Consider the following 15,822-nt stretch of genomic DNA (forward strand, 5'->3'; position numbering starts at 1 on the left):
CTTTATTATCCAGCATCTTTTTCAGACCATCGAGAGGCGTGCGGCCCACACCGCGGGCAGATGGCACGCAGGAAGCCCGGACTAATAAGATGGCATTGAAATCCCCCGCGTTTCGTAAAAAATTTCCGTTGTTGGTAACCGGCAGTCTGCTGGCTATGCAACCTCTGGCCAGTCCATTCGTTGTTGCCGCCGAGCAGTATGACTGCTCCGTCTCGGCGACGGGTGGCTGGGACTGTGCACCCAAATCACCCGCCGCGGCGTTGCCGCCGCGTCCGGTGCATGACGGCAGTGCGATCAGTTCCACTGGCGAGGCTCCAGCCGACAGCGGCTCGGTTGCCGACACAGGGCCGAAAACGGCGCTGGTCACCGAAGCCAAGGGCCGTGGCCTGAAATCCCGTAGCGAAGACTACAGTCACCTCGACTGGGTTCCGCGCGAGAAGCTCACCGCCGCCCAACTGGCCGAGACCGGTCCTTATTGCTCCGGTGCCTATATCGAACCGGTTCGTCCTGGCATGAATGACAAGACGAACAAAAGCGATGCTCCGACCTTTATCGGCGCAAAAGCCTCGCGCTATAACACCGATGATCAAGTCGGTACGCTGGCCGGCGACGTCGTCCTGCGCCAAGGCAGCATGCAGGTCGAATCCGACGAGGCCAGCCTGTACCAGGCCGAGAGCCGCGCCGAGCTCAACGGTGACGTGCGCATCCGCGACAACGGCGCGCTGATCGTCGGCGACCACGCCGATGTCCAGCTCGACACCGGTGAAGCCAAGGTCGACAACGCCGAATACGTGATGCACAAATCGCGCATCCGCGGTAGCGCGCTGTACGCCAAGCGCGCCGAAAACGCGATCATCCGCTTGAAGGACGGCACGTACACCACGTGCGAACCGAACAGCAATGCGTGGCAGCTCAAAGGCAACAACATCACGTTGAACCCGGCCACCGGTTTCGGTACCGCGACCAACGTGACCTTGCGCGTCAAAGACATTCCGATTCTGTACACGCCGTACATTTACTTCCCGATCGACGACCGTCGCCAGTCGGGCTTCCTGCCGCCGACCATCGGTTCGGGCACAGACACCGGCTTCATGCTGGTCACGCCTTATTACTTCAACCTGGCACCGAACTACGACGCCACGTTGTATCCACGTTACATGAGCAAGCGCGGCATGTTGGTGGAAGGCGAGTTCCGTTACCTGACCAAGTCGAGTGAAGGTCAGTTTGGTGCGGCGTACCTCAATGACGAGGACGATGATCGCAAGCGCCAGTCGGATTACAGCGAGACTCGCTACATGTACAACTGGCAGCACAAGGGCGGTCTCGACTCCCGTGTGTTCACAGAAGTTGACTACACCAAGATCAGCGATCCGTATTACTTCCAGGATCTGCAGACCGATCAGATAGGCGTGAAAAGCAGCGACTTCGTTAACCAGCAGGGCGCGATCTCCTATCGCGGCGACAGCTACACCGCTCGCTTGAATGCTCAGCAGTACCAATTGGCCACCGTTTCGAGCATTACCCCGTATGGCCGCTTGCCGCAAATCACTTTCAACGGTCAGCTGCCGTACCACCCGGAAGGTCTGGATTTCGATTATGAAACCGAGATCGTGCGGTTTGATCGCGATCTGAGAACCGGCAATTTCCTCGACGAAAACGGCGGCCCGGTCAATGCAGACGGCACAGTCGGCACGCCGCGTCTGGACACCAACGTTTCAGGCCTTGCGCGTGCCAATGGCAACCGCTTGAATCTGAAACCAGGTGTCAGCCTGCCGATGAACTGGACCTACGGGTTCCTGAAGCCCTCGCTCAAATACCAGTACACCCAGTACGACCTGGACCTCGATGCTCAGGGCAAAGACGACCTCGTGAAGAACCGCAACGGTGCTTCCGCACTGGGCGAGTCGTTCAGCAGTTCGCAGAACCGTGGGGTTCCCATTGCCAGCATCGACAGCGGCCTGTACTTCGACCGCAACACGTCGTTCTTTGGCAAGAACTATCGTCAGACCCTGGAACCGCGCCTGTTCTACCTCTATGTCCCAGAGAAAGACCAGAACGATATTCCTGTGTTCGACACCAGCGAATACACCTTTAACTATGCGTCGCTGTTCCGTGACAACCGCTTCGCTGGCTCCGACCGTGTCGGTGACGAGAACAAACTGTCGCTGGGCGTGACCAGCCGCTGGATCGAAGACGACGGCTTTGAACGTCAACGCGTCAGCGTCGGCCAGGCCCTGTACTTCAAGGATCGCAAGGTTCAACTGCCAGGCATCGTGTTTGATGATCGTGACGACGCCAAGTCCAACGTTTCGCCTTACGCACTCGAATACGAATACCGCTGGAACCGCGACTGGCGCACCACCGCCGACTACAACTGGGATCCGGACAGCCACAGCCCACGCTCTGGCAGTGCGATGTTCCATTACCAGCCTGAAGACAACCCGAACAAGGTCATCAACGCCGGTTATCGCTATCGCAACGACCAGATCCGTTATGACCAGACGACGGGCAAATGGCAAATGGGTGGCGACTATGGCACCCCGGGCTCGGCCGACTACGTGAAGGACTACTACAAGATCAAGCAGCATGACTTCTCGGTCATCTGGCCGATCGTTCCGCAGTGGAACGCAATCAGCCGCTGGCAGTACGACTACAACCGCAACCGTACGCTGGAAGCCTTCGGTGGTTTCGAGTACGACAACTGCTGCTGGAAACTGCGCCTGATCAACCGTTACTGGGTTTCCTATGACGAGTTCAGCCAGGACGCTCCGCAAAACGAAAAAGGCGACCATGGCGTCTTCCTCCAAATTGTTCTGAAGGGACTCGGCGGCCTGACTGGCGCCAAAGTAGAGAGCTTCCTCGACAAAGGCATTCAAGGTTATCGTGAACGTGAAGACCAAGCTTTCTGATTGTCTGCGCCCGGTGCTGCTGGGCGCGCTGTTCCTGGGTACGGCGGCCAACGCCGCCGTACAGTCCATCGACAAAGTGGTAGCGATCGTCGACAACGACGTGGTCATGCAGAGCCAACTGGACCAGCGCGTTCATGAAGTTCAGCAAACCATCGCCAAGCGCGGTGGCGGCTTGCCGCCTCCGGGCGTGCTGGATCAACAGGTGCTCGAGCGCCTGATCGTTGAAAACCTGCAACTGCAGATCGGCGAGCGTTCCGGCATCCGCATCACCGATGAAGAACTGAACCAGGCTGTCGGCACCATCGCGCAGCGCAACAACATGACGGTTGATCAGTTTCGTGCTGCGCTGGCTCGCGATGGCCTGAACTATGACGACGCCCGCGACCAGATCAAGCGCGAAATGATCATCAGCCGTGTGCGTCAGCGTCGCGTGGCAGAACGCATTCAGGTCTCCGAGCAGGAAGTGAAAAACTTCCTCGCCTCTGACCTGGGCAAGATGCAACTGTCCGAAGAACTGCACCTGGCCAACATCCTGATTCCGACACCGGAAAGCGCCAACTCTGATGCCATTCAGAGCGCCGCGCGTCAGGCCATGGAGGTTTACCAGCAGCTCAAGCAAGGCGCCGACTTCGGTCAGATGGCCGTTGCCAAATCCGGCAGCGACAATGCGCTGGAAGGCGGCGACATGGGCTGGCGTAAAGCCGCACAACTGCCACCGCCGTTCGATCGCGAGCTGAGCAGCATGGCCGTTGGCGACATCACTCAGCCTGCACGTACGCCGGGCGGTTTCATCATTCTGAAGCTGCTGGGCAAGCGTGGCGGCGAAGCGCAGATGCGCGATGAAGTGCATGTACGCCACATCCTGGTCAAGCCAAGTCCGATTCGCGATGAAGCCAAGACCAAGGCGCTGGTGCAGTCGCTGTATGACCGCATCACCGCTGGTGAAGATTTTGCCGAGCTGGCGAAAAACTACTCGGAAGATCCGGGTTCTGCCCTCAACGGCGGCGACCTGAACTGGATCGACCCGAACGTGCTGGTGCCGGAATTCCGCGAAGTGATGGCCTCGACCCCGCAAGGTCAGCTGTCCAGGCCCTTCCAGACCCAATACGGCTGGCACGTGCTGGAAGTCCTTGGCCGTCGCGCCACCGACAGCACTGAACAGGCCCGTGAGCAGCAGGCAATGACCGTACTGCGTAACCGCAAATACGACGAAGAGCTGCAAACCTGGCTGCGTCAGATCCGTGACGAAGCGTACGTAGAGATCAAACTCCCTGGTGCAGACCAGGCAGCGCAGTGAAACCCAAGCGTTTCGCGCTGACACCCGGCGAACCGGCCGGCATCGGTCCCGACCTGTGCCTGCTGCTCGCCTCGCAAGCCCAGCCTCATCCCCTGATTGCCATCACCAGCCGCGACCTGCTTCTTGAGCGGGCCGCGCAGCTGGGACTGGCCGTCAATTTGCTGGATGTCGGGCCGGACCGCTGGCCGGACGCTCCGGCACCGGCCAACAGTCTTTACGTCTGGGATACATTGCTCAGCGCACCGGTCGTCGCTGGGCAACTGGACAAGGCCAACGCGGCTTTCGTCCTCGAAACCCTGACTCGCGCCGGCAATGGCTGCCTGAACGGCGACTTCGCCGGGATGATCACCGCGCCCGTCCATAAAGGCGTGATCAACGAGTCCGGCATCGCCTTCTCCGGTCACACCGAATTTCTCGCTGACCTGACCCACACCGCCCAAGTGGTGATGATGCTTGCGACCCGCGGTTTGCGCGTGGCCCTGGTCACCACCCACCTGCCCTTGCGCGAGATTGCCGACGCGATCACGCCAGAGCGACTGGAACGAGTCACGCGGATTCTGCACGCAGACCTGCAAAACAAATTCGGCATCGCCCGGCCCCGCATTCTGGTCTGCGGCCTCAACCCGCACGCTGGCGAAGGCGGACACCTGGGCCATGAAGAAATCGACATCATCGAACCGACATTAGAGCGCCTGCGCGGCGAGGGCATGGACCTCCGTGGCCCGCTGCCTGCCGACACTCTGTTTACCCCCAAATATCTGGAGCACTGCGACGCAGTGCTGGCGATGTACCACGACCAGGGCTTGCCCGTGCTCAAATACAAAGGCTTCGGCGCTGCGGTCAACGTGACGCTGGGCCTGCCGATCATCCGCACGTCCGTCGACCATGGCACTGCCCTGGATCTGGCCGGCAGCGGCAAGATCGACACCGGCAGCCTGCAAGTCGCCCTGGAAACCGCCTACCAGATGGCCGAGACCCGTTTATGACCGAGCAATACCAACACAAGGCGCGCAAACGCTTTGGCCAGAATTTCCTGCACGATGCCGGCGTTATCGACCGCATCCTGCGCTCCATCCACGCCAAGCCTGACGACCGCCTGCTGGAAATCGGTCCAGGCCAAGGTGCACTGACCCAAGGCTTGCTCGGCTCCGGCGCACAACTTGACGTGGTGGAACTGGACAAGGATCTGATCCCGATCCTCAATCAGCAATTTGCCGGCATGAACAACTTCAACCTGCATCAGGGCGATGCACTGAAGTTTGACTTCAACACGCTCAACGCCGCACCGAACAGCCTGCGCGTGGTGGGCAACCTGCCGTACAACATTTCCACGCCGCTGATTTTCCATCTGCTGAACAACGCCGGGATCATCCGCGACATGCACTTCATGCTGCAGAAAGAAGTGGTCGAGCGGCTGGCCGCAGGCCCGGGTGGCGGTGACTGGGGTCGCCTGTCGATCATGGTTCAGTACCATTGCCGCGTTGAGCATCTGTTCAACGTCGGGCCGGGCGCATTCAACCCGCCGCCGAAGGTCGACTCGGCGATCGTTCGTCTGGTGCCGCACGCGGTGCTGCCGCACCCGGCCAAGGACCACAAGTTGCTGGAGCGCGTTGTACGCGAGGCGTTCAACCAGCGGCGCAAAACCCTGCGCAACACCCTCAAGCAATTGCTCAGCAATGCCGAGATCGAAGCCGCCGGCGTTGATGGCAGCCTGCGTCCGGAACAGCTGGACCTGGCCGCGTTCGTGCGCCTGGCCGACCAGCTCGCGATACAAGTCCCGGCTGCCCCTGCCGCCGACTGACAGACGATGAACGCTATCGGGCAGGACGCCACTCTGGTTTACTGCCCGATACTTGCCTAGACTGATTCTCCATCAGCTACGCCCCGCGTTCCGCTTCGTTAAGGCCTTTTGCATGTCCGATTCCCGTTACCAGGTCGATGTCAGCGTCGTTACCCGCTATCTGACCGAACAATCGCAACCCGAGCACAGCCGCTTCGCCTTCGCCTACACCATCACCGTGCAGAACAACGGCCAGCTCCCGGCCAAGCTGTTGTCGCGGCATTGGGTGATTACCGATGGTGACGGCCATGTCGAAGAAGTACGCGGTGAAGGTGTCGTCGGTCAGCAGCCACTGATCGCCGCTGGCGAGAGCCACACGTATACCAGCGGCACGGTGATGACCTCCAAGGTCGGCACCATGCAGGGCACCTATCAAATGCTCGCCGACGACGGAAAACGTTTCGACGCGATCATCAAACCGTTTCGCCTCGCTGTGCCTGGGGCCCTGCACTGATGGCGACGTACGCTGTCGGTGACCTGCAGGGCTGCCTCGAACCGCTCAAGTGCCTGCTCAAGCAAGTCGCCTTCGACCCGGCGCTCGATCAGCTGTGGCTGGTCGGCGATCTGGTCAACCGTGGCCCGCAGTCGCTGGAAACCCTGCGCTTTCTCTATGGCATGCGCGGGTCTCTGGTGTGCGTGCTCGGCAACCACGACCTGCACCTGCTGGCCGCAGCGAAGAACATCGAGCGCTTGAAAAAAAGCGACACTTTGCGCGAGATCATCGAGGCGCCCGACGGCCCGGTGCTGATGGAATGGTTGCGCCAGCAAAAGCTGATGCATTACGACGAAATGCGCGATGTCGCCATGGTCCACGCTGGCATCCCGCCGCAATGGTCGCTGCGCCGTGCCTTGAAGTGCGCCGCCGAAGTCGAGACCGCACTGCGCGACGATAATGTGTTCCCCGCTTACCTCGACGGCATGTATGGCAACGAGCCGACGAAATGGGACAACGACCTCAAAGGCATCGAGCGTCTGCGTGTAATCACCAATTACTTCACGCGCATGCGCTTTTGCACCGCCGAGGGCAAGCTTGATCTCAAAAGCAAGGAAGGCCTCGACAGCGCCCCGCCCGGCTACAAGCCGTGGTTTCAGCACAAGGAGCGCAAGACCCGCGGCCTGCGCATCATCTTCGGTCACTGGGCAGCGCTCGAGGGCAATATTCACGAGCCGGGTATTTCGGCGCTGGACACCGGATGCGTATGGGGTGGCAGCCTTACCTTGATGAACGTCGACAGTGGCGAACGCCTGTCGTGCAAATGCGACGAGCATGGTGGGCTTGCGTCCTCCGTCGCACCACTTATCCCCGAATCTTCGCCAGTCGGCGCGCCGCGTTAGACTGCACTTTCAGTTGAGCAACAGGAATACGCAATGACCGAATTCAAACGAATCCCTCCAGAACAGGCCCAGGCCCTGCGTGAGAAAGGGGCTGTGGTAGTTGACGTTCGTGACCCTCAGACCTATGCCGCGAATCACATTCCCGGATCTCACCACCTGGACAACCATTCGATCGCCGACTTTATCCGCAACGCCGACCTTGATGCACCGGTAGTAGTGGTCTGCTATCACGGCAATTCCAGCCAGAGCGCTGCCGGCTACCTGATCAGCCAAGGCTTCACCGACGTCTACAGCATGGACGGCGGCTTCGAGCTGTGGCGTGCGACTTATCCGTCGGAAACCGCGCAAGAAGCTGCCGAATAATTTTTTTGTCACGCGAAGGCCCCGGCTCCCGCGGGCCTGCGCGGAGCAGACGAACGGTCTGCCACAACTAATTACGTATCTCGCCTTTACCTCTCAAATTCCCAACTATCCTTAAGCGCAGGCCATCCAAATCAGGGGAGAGCCGGTACACCGGCGCACGGGTCATCGGGAGTAGCTTTCGCGGTTTGTCGACCGTGGGAGAATTCTGGGGGGTAAACAGCAGCTGCCACAGCGACTGCTGCCAGCATCGACTGACTGATCCGGCGTCGGCTCCACGTATCGAGCGAGGTGACGTCATGAGTATCTTTAGCCACTTCCAACAACGCTTCGAGTCCACGCGCCAGGAGGAACTCTCGCTGCAAGAGTACCTGGAGCTGTGCAAGCAGGATCGCAGCGCCTACGTATCCGCCGCCGAGCGTCTATTGATGGCGATCGGCGAACCGGAACTGCTCGACACTTCGACCAATTCGAGGCTGTCGCGCATCTTCTCCAACAAGGTGATCCGCCGCTATCCGGCCTTTGAAGACTTCCACGGGATGGAAGAATGCATCGACCAGATCGTCTCGTATTTCCGCCACGCCGCCCAGGGCCTGGAAGAGAAGAAACAGATTCTTTATCTGCTCGGCCCCGTCGGTGGCGGTAAATCGTCCCTGGCCGAGAAGCTGAAACAGTTGATGGAAAAAGTACCCTTCTACGCAATCAAGGGCTCGCCGGTCTTCGAGTCGCCCCTGGGTCTGTTCAACGCCACCGAAGATGGCGCGATCCTCGAGGAAGACTTCGGCATTCCCCGGCGCTATCTCAATACCATCATGTCGCCTTGGGCGACCAAGCGCCTGGCCGAATTCGGCGGCGACATCAGCCAGTTCCGCGTGGTCAAGCTGTATCCGTCGATCCTGAACCAGATTGCCGTGGCCAAGACCGAGCCGGGCGACGAAAACAACCAGGACATCTCGGCGCTGGTCGGCAAGGTCGATATTCGTAAACTCGAGGAATTCCCACAGAACGACGCCGACGCCTACAGCTACTCCGGTGCGCTGTGCCGGGCCAACCAGGGCCTGATGGAGTTCGTCGAAATGTTCAAGGCACCGATCAAGGTGCTGCACCCATTGCTGACCGCCACCCAAGAGGGCAACTACAACAGTACCGAAGGCCTCGGCGCGATTCCGTTCACCGGGATCCTGCTGGCTCACTCCAACGAATCGGAGTGGCACACCTTCCGCAACAACAAGAACAACGAAGCGTTCATCGACCGGATCTACATCGTCAAGGTGCCGTACTGCCTGCGCGTCAGCGATGAAGTGAAGATCTACGACAAACTGCTCTTCAACAGCTCGCTGTCCAAGGCCCATTGCGCGCCGGACACCCTGAAGATGCTGGCGCAGTTCACCGTGCTGTCACGCCTCAAGGAGCCGGACAACTCCAACATCTATTCGAAGATGCGCGTCTACGACGGCGAAAACCTCAAGGACACCGATCCGAAAGCCAAGTCGATTCAGGAATACCGCGACTCGGCCGGCGTCGACGAGGGCATGAACGGTCTGTCGACCCGCTTCGCCTTCAAGATTCTGTCCAAGGTCTTCAACTTTGACCCGCACGAAATCGCCGCCAACCCGGTGCACCTGCTCTATGTGCTGGAGCAGCAAATCGAACAGGAACAGTTCCAGGCCGAGACCCGTGAACGTTATCTGCGCTATCTGAAAGAATACCTGGCACCGCGCTACATCGAGTTCATCGGCAAGGAAATCCAGACCGCGTACCTGGAATCCTACAGCGAGTACGGCCAGAATATTTTCGATCGTTACGTGCTGTACGCGGACTTCTGGATTCAGGATCAGGAATACCGCGATCCGGAAACCGGCGAAATCCTCAACCGCGTGGCCCTGAACGAAGAACTGGAAAAAATCGAAAAACCGGCCGGCATCAGCAATCCGAAGGATTTCCGCAACGAAATCGTCAACTTCGTGCTGCGCGCCCGAGCCAACAACAACGGCAAGAACCCGACCTGGCTCAGCTACGAAAAACTGCGGGTGGTCATCGAGAAGAAAATGTTCTCGAACACCGAGGACCTGCTGCCAGTCATCAGCTTCAACGCCAAGGCCAGCAAAGAGGATCAACAGAAACACAACGACTTCGTTACACGCATGGTCGAACGTGGCTACACCGACAAACAGGTACGACTTCTGTCCGAATGGTACCTGCGGGTCCGCAAGTCGCAGTGAGGCAGCTGCAAGCTATAAGCCACAAGCTGCAAGAAACAAGCGCTCAACCCCGGATTCAGGGGACTTCGCTTTTACTTGCAGCTTGCAGCTCACAACTTGAAGCTGCCCGGAGGGCCACCTATGAGCTATGTGATCGACCGACGCCTCAATGGCAAGAACAAGAGCACGGTGAACCGCCAGCGTTTCCTGCGGCGTTATCGTGACCACATCAAGAAGGCCGTCGAAGAGGCGGTCAGCCGGCGTTCCATTACCGACATGGAACACGGTGAACAGATCAGCATTCCCGGTCGCGACATCGACGAACCGGTGTTGCACCATGGCCGCGGCGGCAAGCAGACCGTGGTTCATCCCGGCAACAAGGAATTCACTGCCGGCGAACACATCGCGCGGCCACCGGGTGGTGGCGGCGGGCGAGGTCCGGGCAAGGCCGGCAATTCCGGCGAAGGCATGGACGAGTTCGTCTTCCAGATCACCCAGGAGGAATTTCTCGAATTCATGTTCGAGGACCTGGAACTGCCGAATCTGGTCAAACGCAACCTCACCGGAACGGACACTTTCAAGACCGTGCGTGCCGGGATCAGCAACGAGGGCAACCCGTCTCGTATCAATATCATCCGGACCTTGCGTTCCGCCCACGCGCGCCGTATCGCCCTGTCTGGCAGCAGCCGGGCAAAACTGCGTGAAGCCAAGGAAGAACTGGCTCGCCTCAAACGCGAAGAGCCAGACAACTTCGGCGATATTCAGGAACTGGAAACTGAAATAGAAAAACTCAGCGCGCGTATTCACCGGGTGCCGTTTCTCGACACCTTCGATCTGAAATACAACTTGTTGGTCAAGCAGCCCAATCCCAGCTCCAAAGCGGTGATGTTCTGCCTGATGGACGTTTCCGGCTCGATGACCCAGGCGACCAAAGACATCGCCAAGCGTTTTTTCATCCTGTTGTACCTGTTCCTCAAGCGCAATTACGACAAAATCGACGTGGTATTCATCCGCCACCACACCAGCGCCCGGGAAGTCGACGAAGAGGAATTTTTCTACTCGCGGGAGACCGGCGGCACCATCGTTTCCAGTGCCCTGAAGCTGATGCAGGAGATCATGGCCGAGCGCTACCCGAGCAACGAGTGGAACATCTACGCCGCGCAGGCCTCCGACGGCGACAACTGGAACGACGACTCGCCGATCTGCCGCGATATCCTCATCAACCAGATCATGCCGTTTGTCCAGTACTACACTTATGTGGAGATTACCCCGCGCGAACACCAGGCGTTGTGGTACGAATACGAACGCATCGCCGAAGCCTTCTCTGACACTTTTGCCCAGCAGCAACTGGTCTCGGCCGGAGATATCTATCCGGTCTTCCGTGAACTCTTCCAGCGCAGGTTAGTGACATGACCGCCAAAGAGCAGAAGCGCCAACCCATCTCCACCGGCTCCGAATGGACGTTCGAGCTGATCCAGACCTACGACCGTGAAATTGCCCGTATCGCGGCCCGTTATGCGCTGGATACCTATCCCAACCAGATCGAAGTGATCACCGCCGAGCAAATGATGGACGCCTACGCCTCGGTGGGCATGCCGCTGGGCTATCACCACTGGTCCTACGGCAAGCACTTCCTCAGCACCGAAAAATCCTACAGCCGCGGGCAGATGGGGCTGGCGTACGAAATCGTGATCAACTCCGATCCGTGCATCGCCTACCTGATGGAGGAAAACACCATCTGCATGCAGGCGTTGGTGGTGGCCCACGCCTGCTATGGCCATAACAGCTTTTTCAAGGGTAATTACCTGTTTCGCACCTGGACGGACGCCAGCTCGATCATCGACTACCTGGTGTTTGCCAAGCAGTACATCATGCAGTGCGAAGAGCGCCACGGCATTGACGCGGTGGAAGACCTGCTCGACTCCTGCCATGCGCTGATGAATTACGGTGTCGACCGCTACAAGCGGCCGTATCCGATCTCCGCCGAGGAAGAACGTCGGCGGCAAAAGGATCGCGAGGAACATCTGCAGAAGCAGATCAATGACCTGTGGCGCACCATCCCAAAGGGTGCCGACAAATACAGCGACAAGGACAACGCCCGTTTCCCGGCCGAGCCGCAGGAAAACATCCTGTACTTCATCGAAAAGCACGCGCCGCTGCTGGAGCCGTGGCAGCGCGAGATCGTGCGGATCGTGCGCAAGATCGCCCAGTATTTCTATCCACAGCGCCAGACCCAGGTGATGAACGAAGGCTGGGCAACGTTCTGGCATTACACGCTGATGAATGACCTGTATGACGAGGGACTGGTCACTGACGGCTTCATGATGGAGTTCCTCACGTCGCATACCAGCGTGGTATTCCAGCCGGGGTTCGACAGTCCTTACTACAGCGGCATCAACCCCTACGCGCTGGGCTTTGCCATGTACCGCGATATTCGGCGCATGTGCGAAGAGCCCACCGAGGAAGACCGCCACTGGTTCCCCGACATCGCCGGCTCCGACTGGCTGTCGACCATCAAGTTCGCCATGAGCAGCTTCAAGGATGAAAGCTTCATCCTGCAGTACCTGTCGCCCAAAGTGATTCGCGACCTGAAGCTGTTCAGCATTCTCGACGACGACCAGAAAGATGACCTGCTGGTGCCGGCAATCCATGATGAAACCGGCTACCGGATCATCCGCGAAACCTTGGCGGCGCAGTACAACCTCGGCAATCGTGAGCCGAACGTGCAGATCTACAGCATCGACCGGCGCGGCGACCGCTCTTTGACCTTGCGGCACCAGCAGCACGACCGCAAGCCGTTGGGAGACTCTACTGACGAGGTACTCAAACACCTGCACCGCTTGTGGGGCTTCGACATTCATCTGGAAACCCTGCAGGGCGACCAGATCATGAAAACCCATCACGTGCCGCCGCGCAGTGAACACAGCGAGGGGGATTACGGCCGGCTCGACCTCGCCGTGATTCATCTTTGAGCAGGTTCCGGCCTCCGAAAGTCTGACGCAAGGGTTATCCTGTCGGACTGACGGAGGTTTTTTATGCAGGTTTACAAGGTTGGCGGCGCGGTACGTGACCGTCTGTTGGGATTACCGGTCACTGACGTGGACCGGGTCGTGGTCGGCGCCACCACGGAAGAAATGCTCGCCCTCGGATATCGGCCGGTCGGTGCAGATTTCCCGGTGTTTCTGCACCCAAAAACCGGAGAGGAGTACGCCCTCGCCCGCACGGAGCGCAAAAGCGGTCGCGGCTACGGTGGTTTCACTTTTTACGCCAGCCCGCAAGTCACGCTGGAAGAAGACCTGATCCGCCGCGACCTGACCATCAACGCCATGGCCGAGGACGATGAGCTCAATCTGACCGATCCGTACCATGGCCAGCGCGATCTGGAAGCTCGCATCCTGCGCCACGTTTCTCCGGCGTTCGCCGAAGATCCCTTGCGGGTGTTGCGCGTTGCCCGCTTCGCAGCGCGTTACGCCGGGCTGGGCTTTACGGTCGCCGACGAGACAATGGAACTGATGCGCCAGCTCAGCGAGTCCAGCGAACTGCAAGCGCTGACCGCCGAACGCAGTTGGAAGGAAATTTCCCGGGCACTGATGGAGAATCATCCGCAGGTATTCGTCGAGGTGTTGCGCGACTGTGGTGCGTTAAAAGTGCTGATGCCGGAAGTCGACGCCTTGTTCGGTGTGCCGCAGCCGGAGACGCATCACCCGGAAATCGACACAGGCGTGCATACGTTAAGCGTGCTGGAGCAGTCCGCCTTGCACAAGCAGCCGCTGACCGTGCGCTGGGCCTGCCTTCTGCATGATCTGGGTAAAGGCCTGACACCCGAAGAACAATGGCCGCGGCACATCGCCCATGAACACACCGGATTGAGGCTGATCAAAGCGGTCAACGAACGCTTCAAGGCTCCCAAGGATTGTCAGGAACTGGCGCTGCTGGTCGGGAAATATCACACCCACGGTCATCGGGCGCTGGAATTGAAGGCCTCGACGTTGCTGGAGTTGCTGCAGAGTTTCGATGTCTATCGTCGGCCGCAGCGCTTCGAGGAATTTATCGCCGCGTGCGAGATGGACGCTCGTGGCCGTAAGGGTTTGGAGCAGCGCAGTTATCCACAGGCGGATTATTTGCGCGGAGCCGCCGTCGCAGCGCGCGGGGTTGCGGTGCAGCCGTTACTGGAAAAGGGATTCAAGGGGCCTGAGCTGGGTGAAGCGCTGAAGCGTGAACGGCTCAAGGCTTTGAAGGCTTACAAAGAAGCGGCGTCGATTTAAAAAAGCATCGCGAGCAGGCTCACTCCTACAGGGGAATGCACTCCAAGTGTAGGAGTGAGCCTGCTCGCGATGGCGCCCTAGAGATCACCGCGAATCCAAAGGTGTCAGTTGCACACCCCGCCATTCGAATGCAACCGGCGCCAACACCTGATCGATCTTCGCCTCGGCCCATAATGTCGCGAAGCTCTTTCCCACGCCCGGATGCACCCGATCCGGCGCGATCAACGACAGCGGCCACAAGACAAAAGCGTTCTTCAGGATTTCCGCCCGCGGCAAAATCAATCCATCGAAGTTTCCCACCAGATCGCCGTACAGCAGCACGTCGATATCCAGCGGCAAGCCCTTGCGGTCCGGCGCGTAACGACCGTTATCCGCCTCGATGAATTTAAGCCGCCGATCCAGCTCCATCAACGGCAGGTCGGTGTACGCCGAGACCACGAAATTGAAGAACGGCCCGCTCTTGATCCCCACCGGCTGGCTTTCAAACACCGCCGAACAGCGGATATCCACCAGAAACGTGGCCAGCGCATCGAGACCGGCGCGCAAATGGGTTTCGCGCTCGATATTGCTACCGAGCCCGAGATAGACCTGAGTCAGCGACATCCGCGCTCGATCTCCACACCCACGCCGCCCTTCGCAGCCGGCACGGCACCGGGCTTGGTCAGTTTCAGGCGCACCCAGGTGATCTTGAACTCACTCATCAGCACTTCAACCAGACGCTCGGCAAACGTCTCGACCAGTTGAAACCGGGCCTGTTCGGCAAACGCCTGGATACGCATGGAGACACTGGCGTAATCGAGCGCCAGAGTCAGGTCGTCACCGGCCGCGGCCGGGCGATTGTCCCAGGCGAAGCTCAGATCAAGACGCAGGCACTGTCGGATGTCGCGCTCCCAGTCGTAGGCACCGATCACGGTGTCGACTTCCAGGCCCTCGATAAACACTCTGTCCAAGCACTTCTCTCCGCTGCACGACAAGGGCGCAATGCGCCGTTAGAATCAGGGCGTCCTCGCCCGGAATAGTTAGCATGTTTTGGTTACTGGCGACTCTCGCCTACCTGCTCGGCTCGCTGTCCTTCGCCATTTTGCTCAGCCGCCTGACCGGACATCCGGATCCGCGAATGAGTGGCTCGGGTAATGCCGGCGCCACCAACATGCTGCGCCTGGCCGGTCGCAAACTGGCGATCCTGACCCTGCTCGGTGATTTGTGCAAAGGCCTGCTGCCGGTGCTGATCGCCGCAGCCGCGGGCCTTTCGTTGCAGGATCAGGCCTGGATCGGCGTATGCGCCGTGATCGGTCACCTGTTCCCGCTGTACTTCCGCTTTCGGGGCGGCAAGGGCGTTGCCACCGCCGCCGGCATGCTGCTGGGCCTGTATCCGCCCGCTGCGCTACTGGCCGTATGCGCCTGGCTGCTGACGTTCTACCTGACGCGGACCAGCTCGCTGGCGGCATTGATCGCCACGCCGCTGACCCTGCCATTGCTGGCCTGGCAGGAACCGGAGGCGCTGTTGCCGATGAGCGCGCTGACATTGCTGATCGTCTGGCGTCACCGCGGCAATCTACGCGACCTGTTTGCCGGGCGCGAACGGCATTTTTAAATACCGTTCACGGGCGCCGTC

14 protein-coding genes are annotated in these 15,822 nt (G+C 59.4%); 12 read left to right on the forward strand and 2 right to left on the reverse strand.

Going from position 1 to position 15,822, the window contains the following annotated elements; translation table 11 throughout:
- Window positions 1–89: 89 nt before the first annotated feature.
- The 11 genes from HU739_RS26400 (at window position 90) to HU739_RS26450 (ending at window position 14,207) form a co-directional block, all read left to right on the forward strand.
- On the forward strand, window positions 90–2,909 hold the full coding sequence (locus HU739_RS26400; RefSeq protein WP_186550921.1) for an LPS-assembly protein LptD: 2,820 nt from the start codon (window positions 90–92) through the stop codon (window positions 2,907–2,909).
- The gene (gene surA / locus HU739_RS26405; RefSeq protein ID WP_186550920.1) at window positions 2,884–4,206 is read left to right on the forward strand and encodes a peptidylprolyl isomerase SurA; all 1,323 of its coding nucleotides are present in this window, start codon (window positions 2,884–2,886) and stop codon (window positions 4,204–4,206) included. The genes HU739_RS26400 and surA overlap by 26 nt, the downstream gene beginning before the upstream one ends.
- Window positions 4,203–5,192, forward strand: a complete 990-nt coding sequence (gene pdxA, locus HU739_RS26410) for a 4-hydroxythreonine-4-phosphate dehydrogenase PdxA (protein WP_186550919.1) — start codon at window positions 4,203–4,205, stop codon at window positions 5,190–5,192. Before surA ends, pdxA begins: the two co-directional genes overlap by 4 nt.
- Complete coding sequence (rsmA, locus tag HU739_RS26415; protein WP_186550918.1) at window positions 5,189–6,007, forward strand: 16S rRNA (adenine(1518)-N(6)/adenine(1519)-N(6))-dimethyltransferase RsmA; 819 nt, start codon at window positions 5,189–5,191, stop codon at window positions 6,005–6,007. Before pdxA ends, rsmA begins: the two co-directional genes overlap by 4 nt.
- 112 nt (window positions 6,008–6,119) lie before the next feature.
- On the forward strand, window positions 6,120–6,500 hold the full coding sequence (gene apaG, locus HU739_RS26420) for a Co2+/Mg2+ efflux protein ApaG (protein ID WP_186550917.1): 381 nt from the start codon (window positions 6,120–6,122) through the stop codon (window positions 6,498–6,500).
- Window positions 6,500–7,381 (forward strand): symmetrical bis(5'-nucleosyl)-tetraphosphatase, encoded by an 882-nt coding sequence (locus HU739_RS26425; RefSeq protein WP_186550916.1) that lies wholly within the window; start codon window positions 6,500–6,502, stop codon window positions 7,379–7,381. The genes apaG and HU739_RS26425 overlap by 1 nt, the downstream gene beginning before the upstream one ends.
- A 33-nt stretch (window positions 7,382–7,414) precedes the next feature.
- Window positions 7,415–7,744, forward strand: coding sequence for a thiosulfate sulfurtransferase GlpE (glpE, locus tag HU739_RS26430; RefSeq protein ID WP_186550915.1), 330 nt, complete (start codon window positions 7,415–7,417; stop codon window positions 7,742–7,744).
- A 296-nt stretch (window positions 7,745–8,040) separates the two neighbouring features.
- Complete coding sequence (locus tag HU739_RS26435; RefSeq protein ID WP_186550914.1) at window positions 8,041–9,963, forward strand: PrkA family serine protein kinase; 1,923 nt, start codon at window positions 8,041–8,043, stop codon at window positions 9,961–9,963.
- Between the two features lie 120 nt (window positions 9,964–10,083).
- Window positions 10,084–11,355 (forward strand): YeaH/YhbH family protein, encoded by a 1,272-nt coding sequence (locus HU739_RS26440; protein ID WP_186550912.1) that lies wholly within the window; start codon window positions 10,084–10,086, stop codon window positions 11,353–11,355.
- Entirely contained in the window at window positions 11,352–12,914 is a 1,563-nt protein-coding gene (locus HU739_RS26445; RefSeq protein ID WP_186550910.1) for a SpoVR family protein, read from the forward strand. Before HU739_RS26440 ends, HU739_RS26445 begins: the two co-directional genes overlap by 4 nt.
- Window positions 12,915–12,977: 63 nt before the next feature.
- Entirely contained in the window at window positions 12,978–14,207 is a 1,230-nt protein-coding gene (locus HU739_RS26450; protein WP_186550908.1) for a multifunctional CCA addition/repair protein, read from the forward strand.
- A gap of 84 nt (window positions 14,208–14,291) precedes the next feature.
- Here HU739_RS26450 and folK read toward each other — a convergent pair whose 3' ends face one another.
- Both folK and folB read right to left on the reverse strand, forming a co-directional pair.
- Window positions 14,292–14,810, reverse strand: coding sequence for a 2-amino-4-hydroxy-6-hydroxymethyldihydropteridine diphosphokinase (gene folK, locus HU739_RS26455; RefSeq protein ID WP_186550906.1), 519 nt, complete (start codon window positions 14,808–14,810; stop codon window positions 14,292–14,294).
- Window positions 14,801–15,157: a dihydroneopterin aldolase gene (gene folB / locus HU739_RS26460; protein WP_186550904.1), complete on the reverse strand. Its 357-nt coding sequence runs from the start codon at window positions 15,155–15,157 to the stop codon at window positions 14,801–14,803. Before folB ends, folK begins: the two co-directional genes overlap by 10 nt.
- A gap of 74 nt (window positions 15,158–15,231) precedes the next feature.
- Between folB and plsY the strand changes: the two genes are divergently transcribed.
- Complete coding sequence (gene plsY, locus HU739_RS26465; RefSeq protein WP_186550902.1) at window positions 15,232–15,801, forward strand: glycerol-3-phosphate 1-O-acyltransferase PlsY; 570 nt, start codon at window positions 15,232–15,234, stop codon at window positions 15,799–15,801.
- Window positions 15,802–15,822 lie beyond the last annotated feature (21 nt).

The sequence above is a fragment of the Pseudomonas hamedanensis genome (assembly GCF_014268595.2).
GTDB lineage: Bacteria > Pseudomonadota > Gammaproteobacteria > Pseudomonadales > Pseudomonadaceae > Aquipseudomonas > Aquipseudomonas hamedanensis.

Bases quoted from the DNA above. Each gene is read 5' to 3' on its own strand.
- HU739_RS26400 (WP_186550921.1), top strand. From the start codon at position 90: ATGGCATTGAAATCCCCCGCGTTTCGTAAAAAATTTCCGTTGTTGGTA.
- rsmA (WP_186550918.1), top strand. From the start codon at position 5,189: ATGACCGAGCAATACCAACACAAGGCGCGCAAACGCTTTGGCCAGAAT.
- apaG (WP_186550917.1), top strand. From the start codon at position 6,120: ATGTCCGATTCCCGTTACCAGGTCGATGTCAGCGTCGTTACCCGCTAT.
- HU739_RS26425 (WP_186550916.1), top strand. From the start codon at position 6,500: ATGGCGACGTACGCTGTCGGTGACCTGCAGGGCTGCCTCGAACCGCTC.
- glpE (WP_186550915.1), top strand. From the start codon at position 7,415: ATGACCGAATTCAAACGAATCCCTCCAGAACAGGCCCAGGCCCTGCGT.
- HU739_RS26435 (WP_186550914.1), top strand. From the start codon at position 8,041: ATGAGTATCTTTAGCCACTTCCAACAACGCTTCGAGTCCACGCGCCAG.
- HU739_RS26440 (WP_186550912.1), top strand. From the start codon at position 10,084: ATGAGCTATGTGATCGACCGACGCCTCAATGGCAAGAACAAGAGCACG.
- HU739_RS26445 (WP_186550910.1), top strand. From the start codon at position 11,352: ATGACCGCCAAAGAGCAGAAGCGCCAACCCATCTCCACCGGCTCCGAA.
- HU739_RS26450 (WP_186550908.1), top strand. From the start codon at position 12,978: ATGCAGGTTTACAAGGTTGGCGGCGCGGTACGTGACCGTCTGTTGGGA.
- folK (WP_186550906.1), bottom strand. From the start codon at position 14,810: ATGTCGCTGACTCAGGTCTATCTCGGGCTCGGTAGCAATATCGAGCGC.
- plsY (WP_186550902.1), top strand. From the start codon at position 15,232: ATGTTTTGGTTACTGGCGACTCTCGCCTACCTGCTCGGCTCGCTGTCC.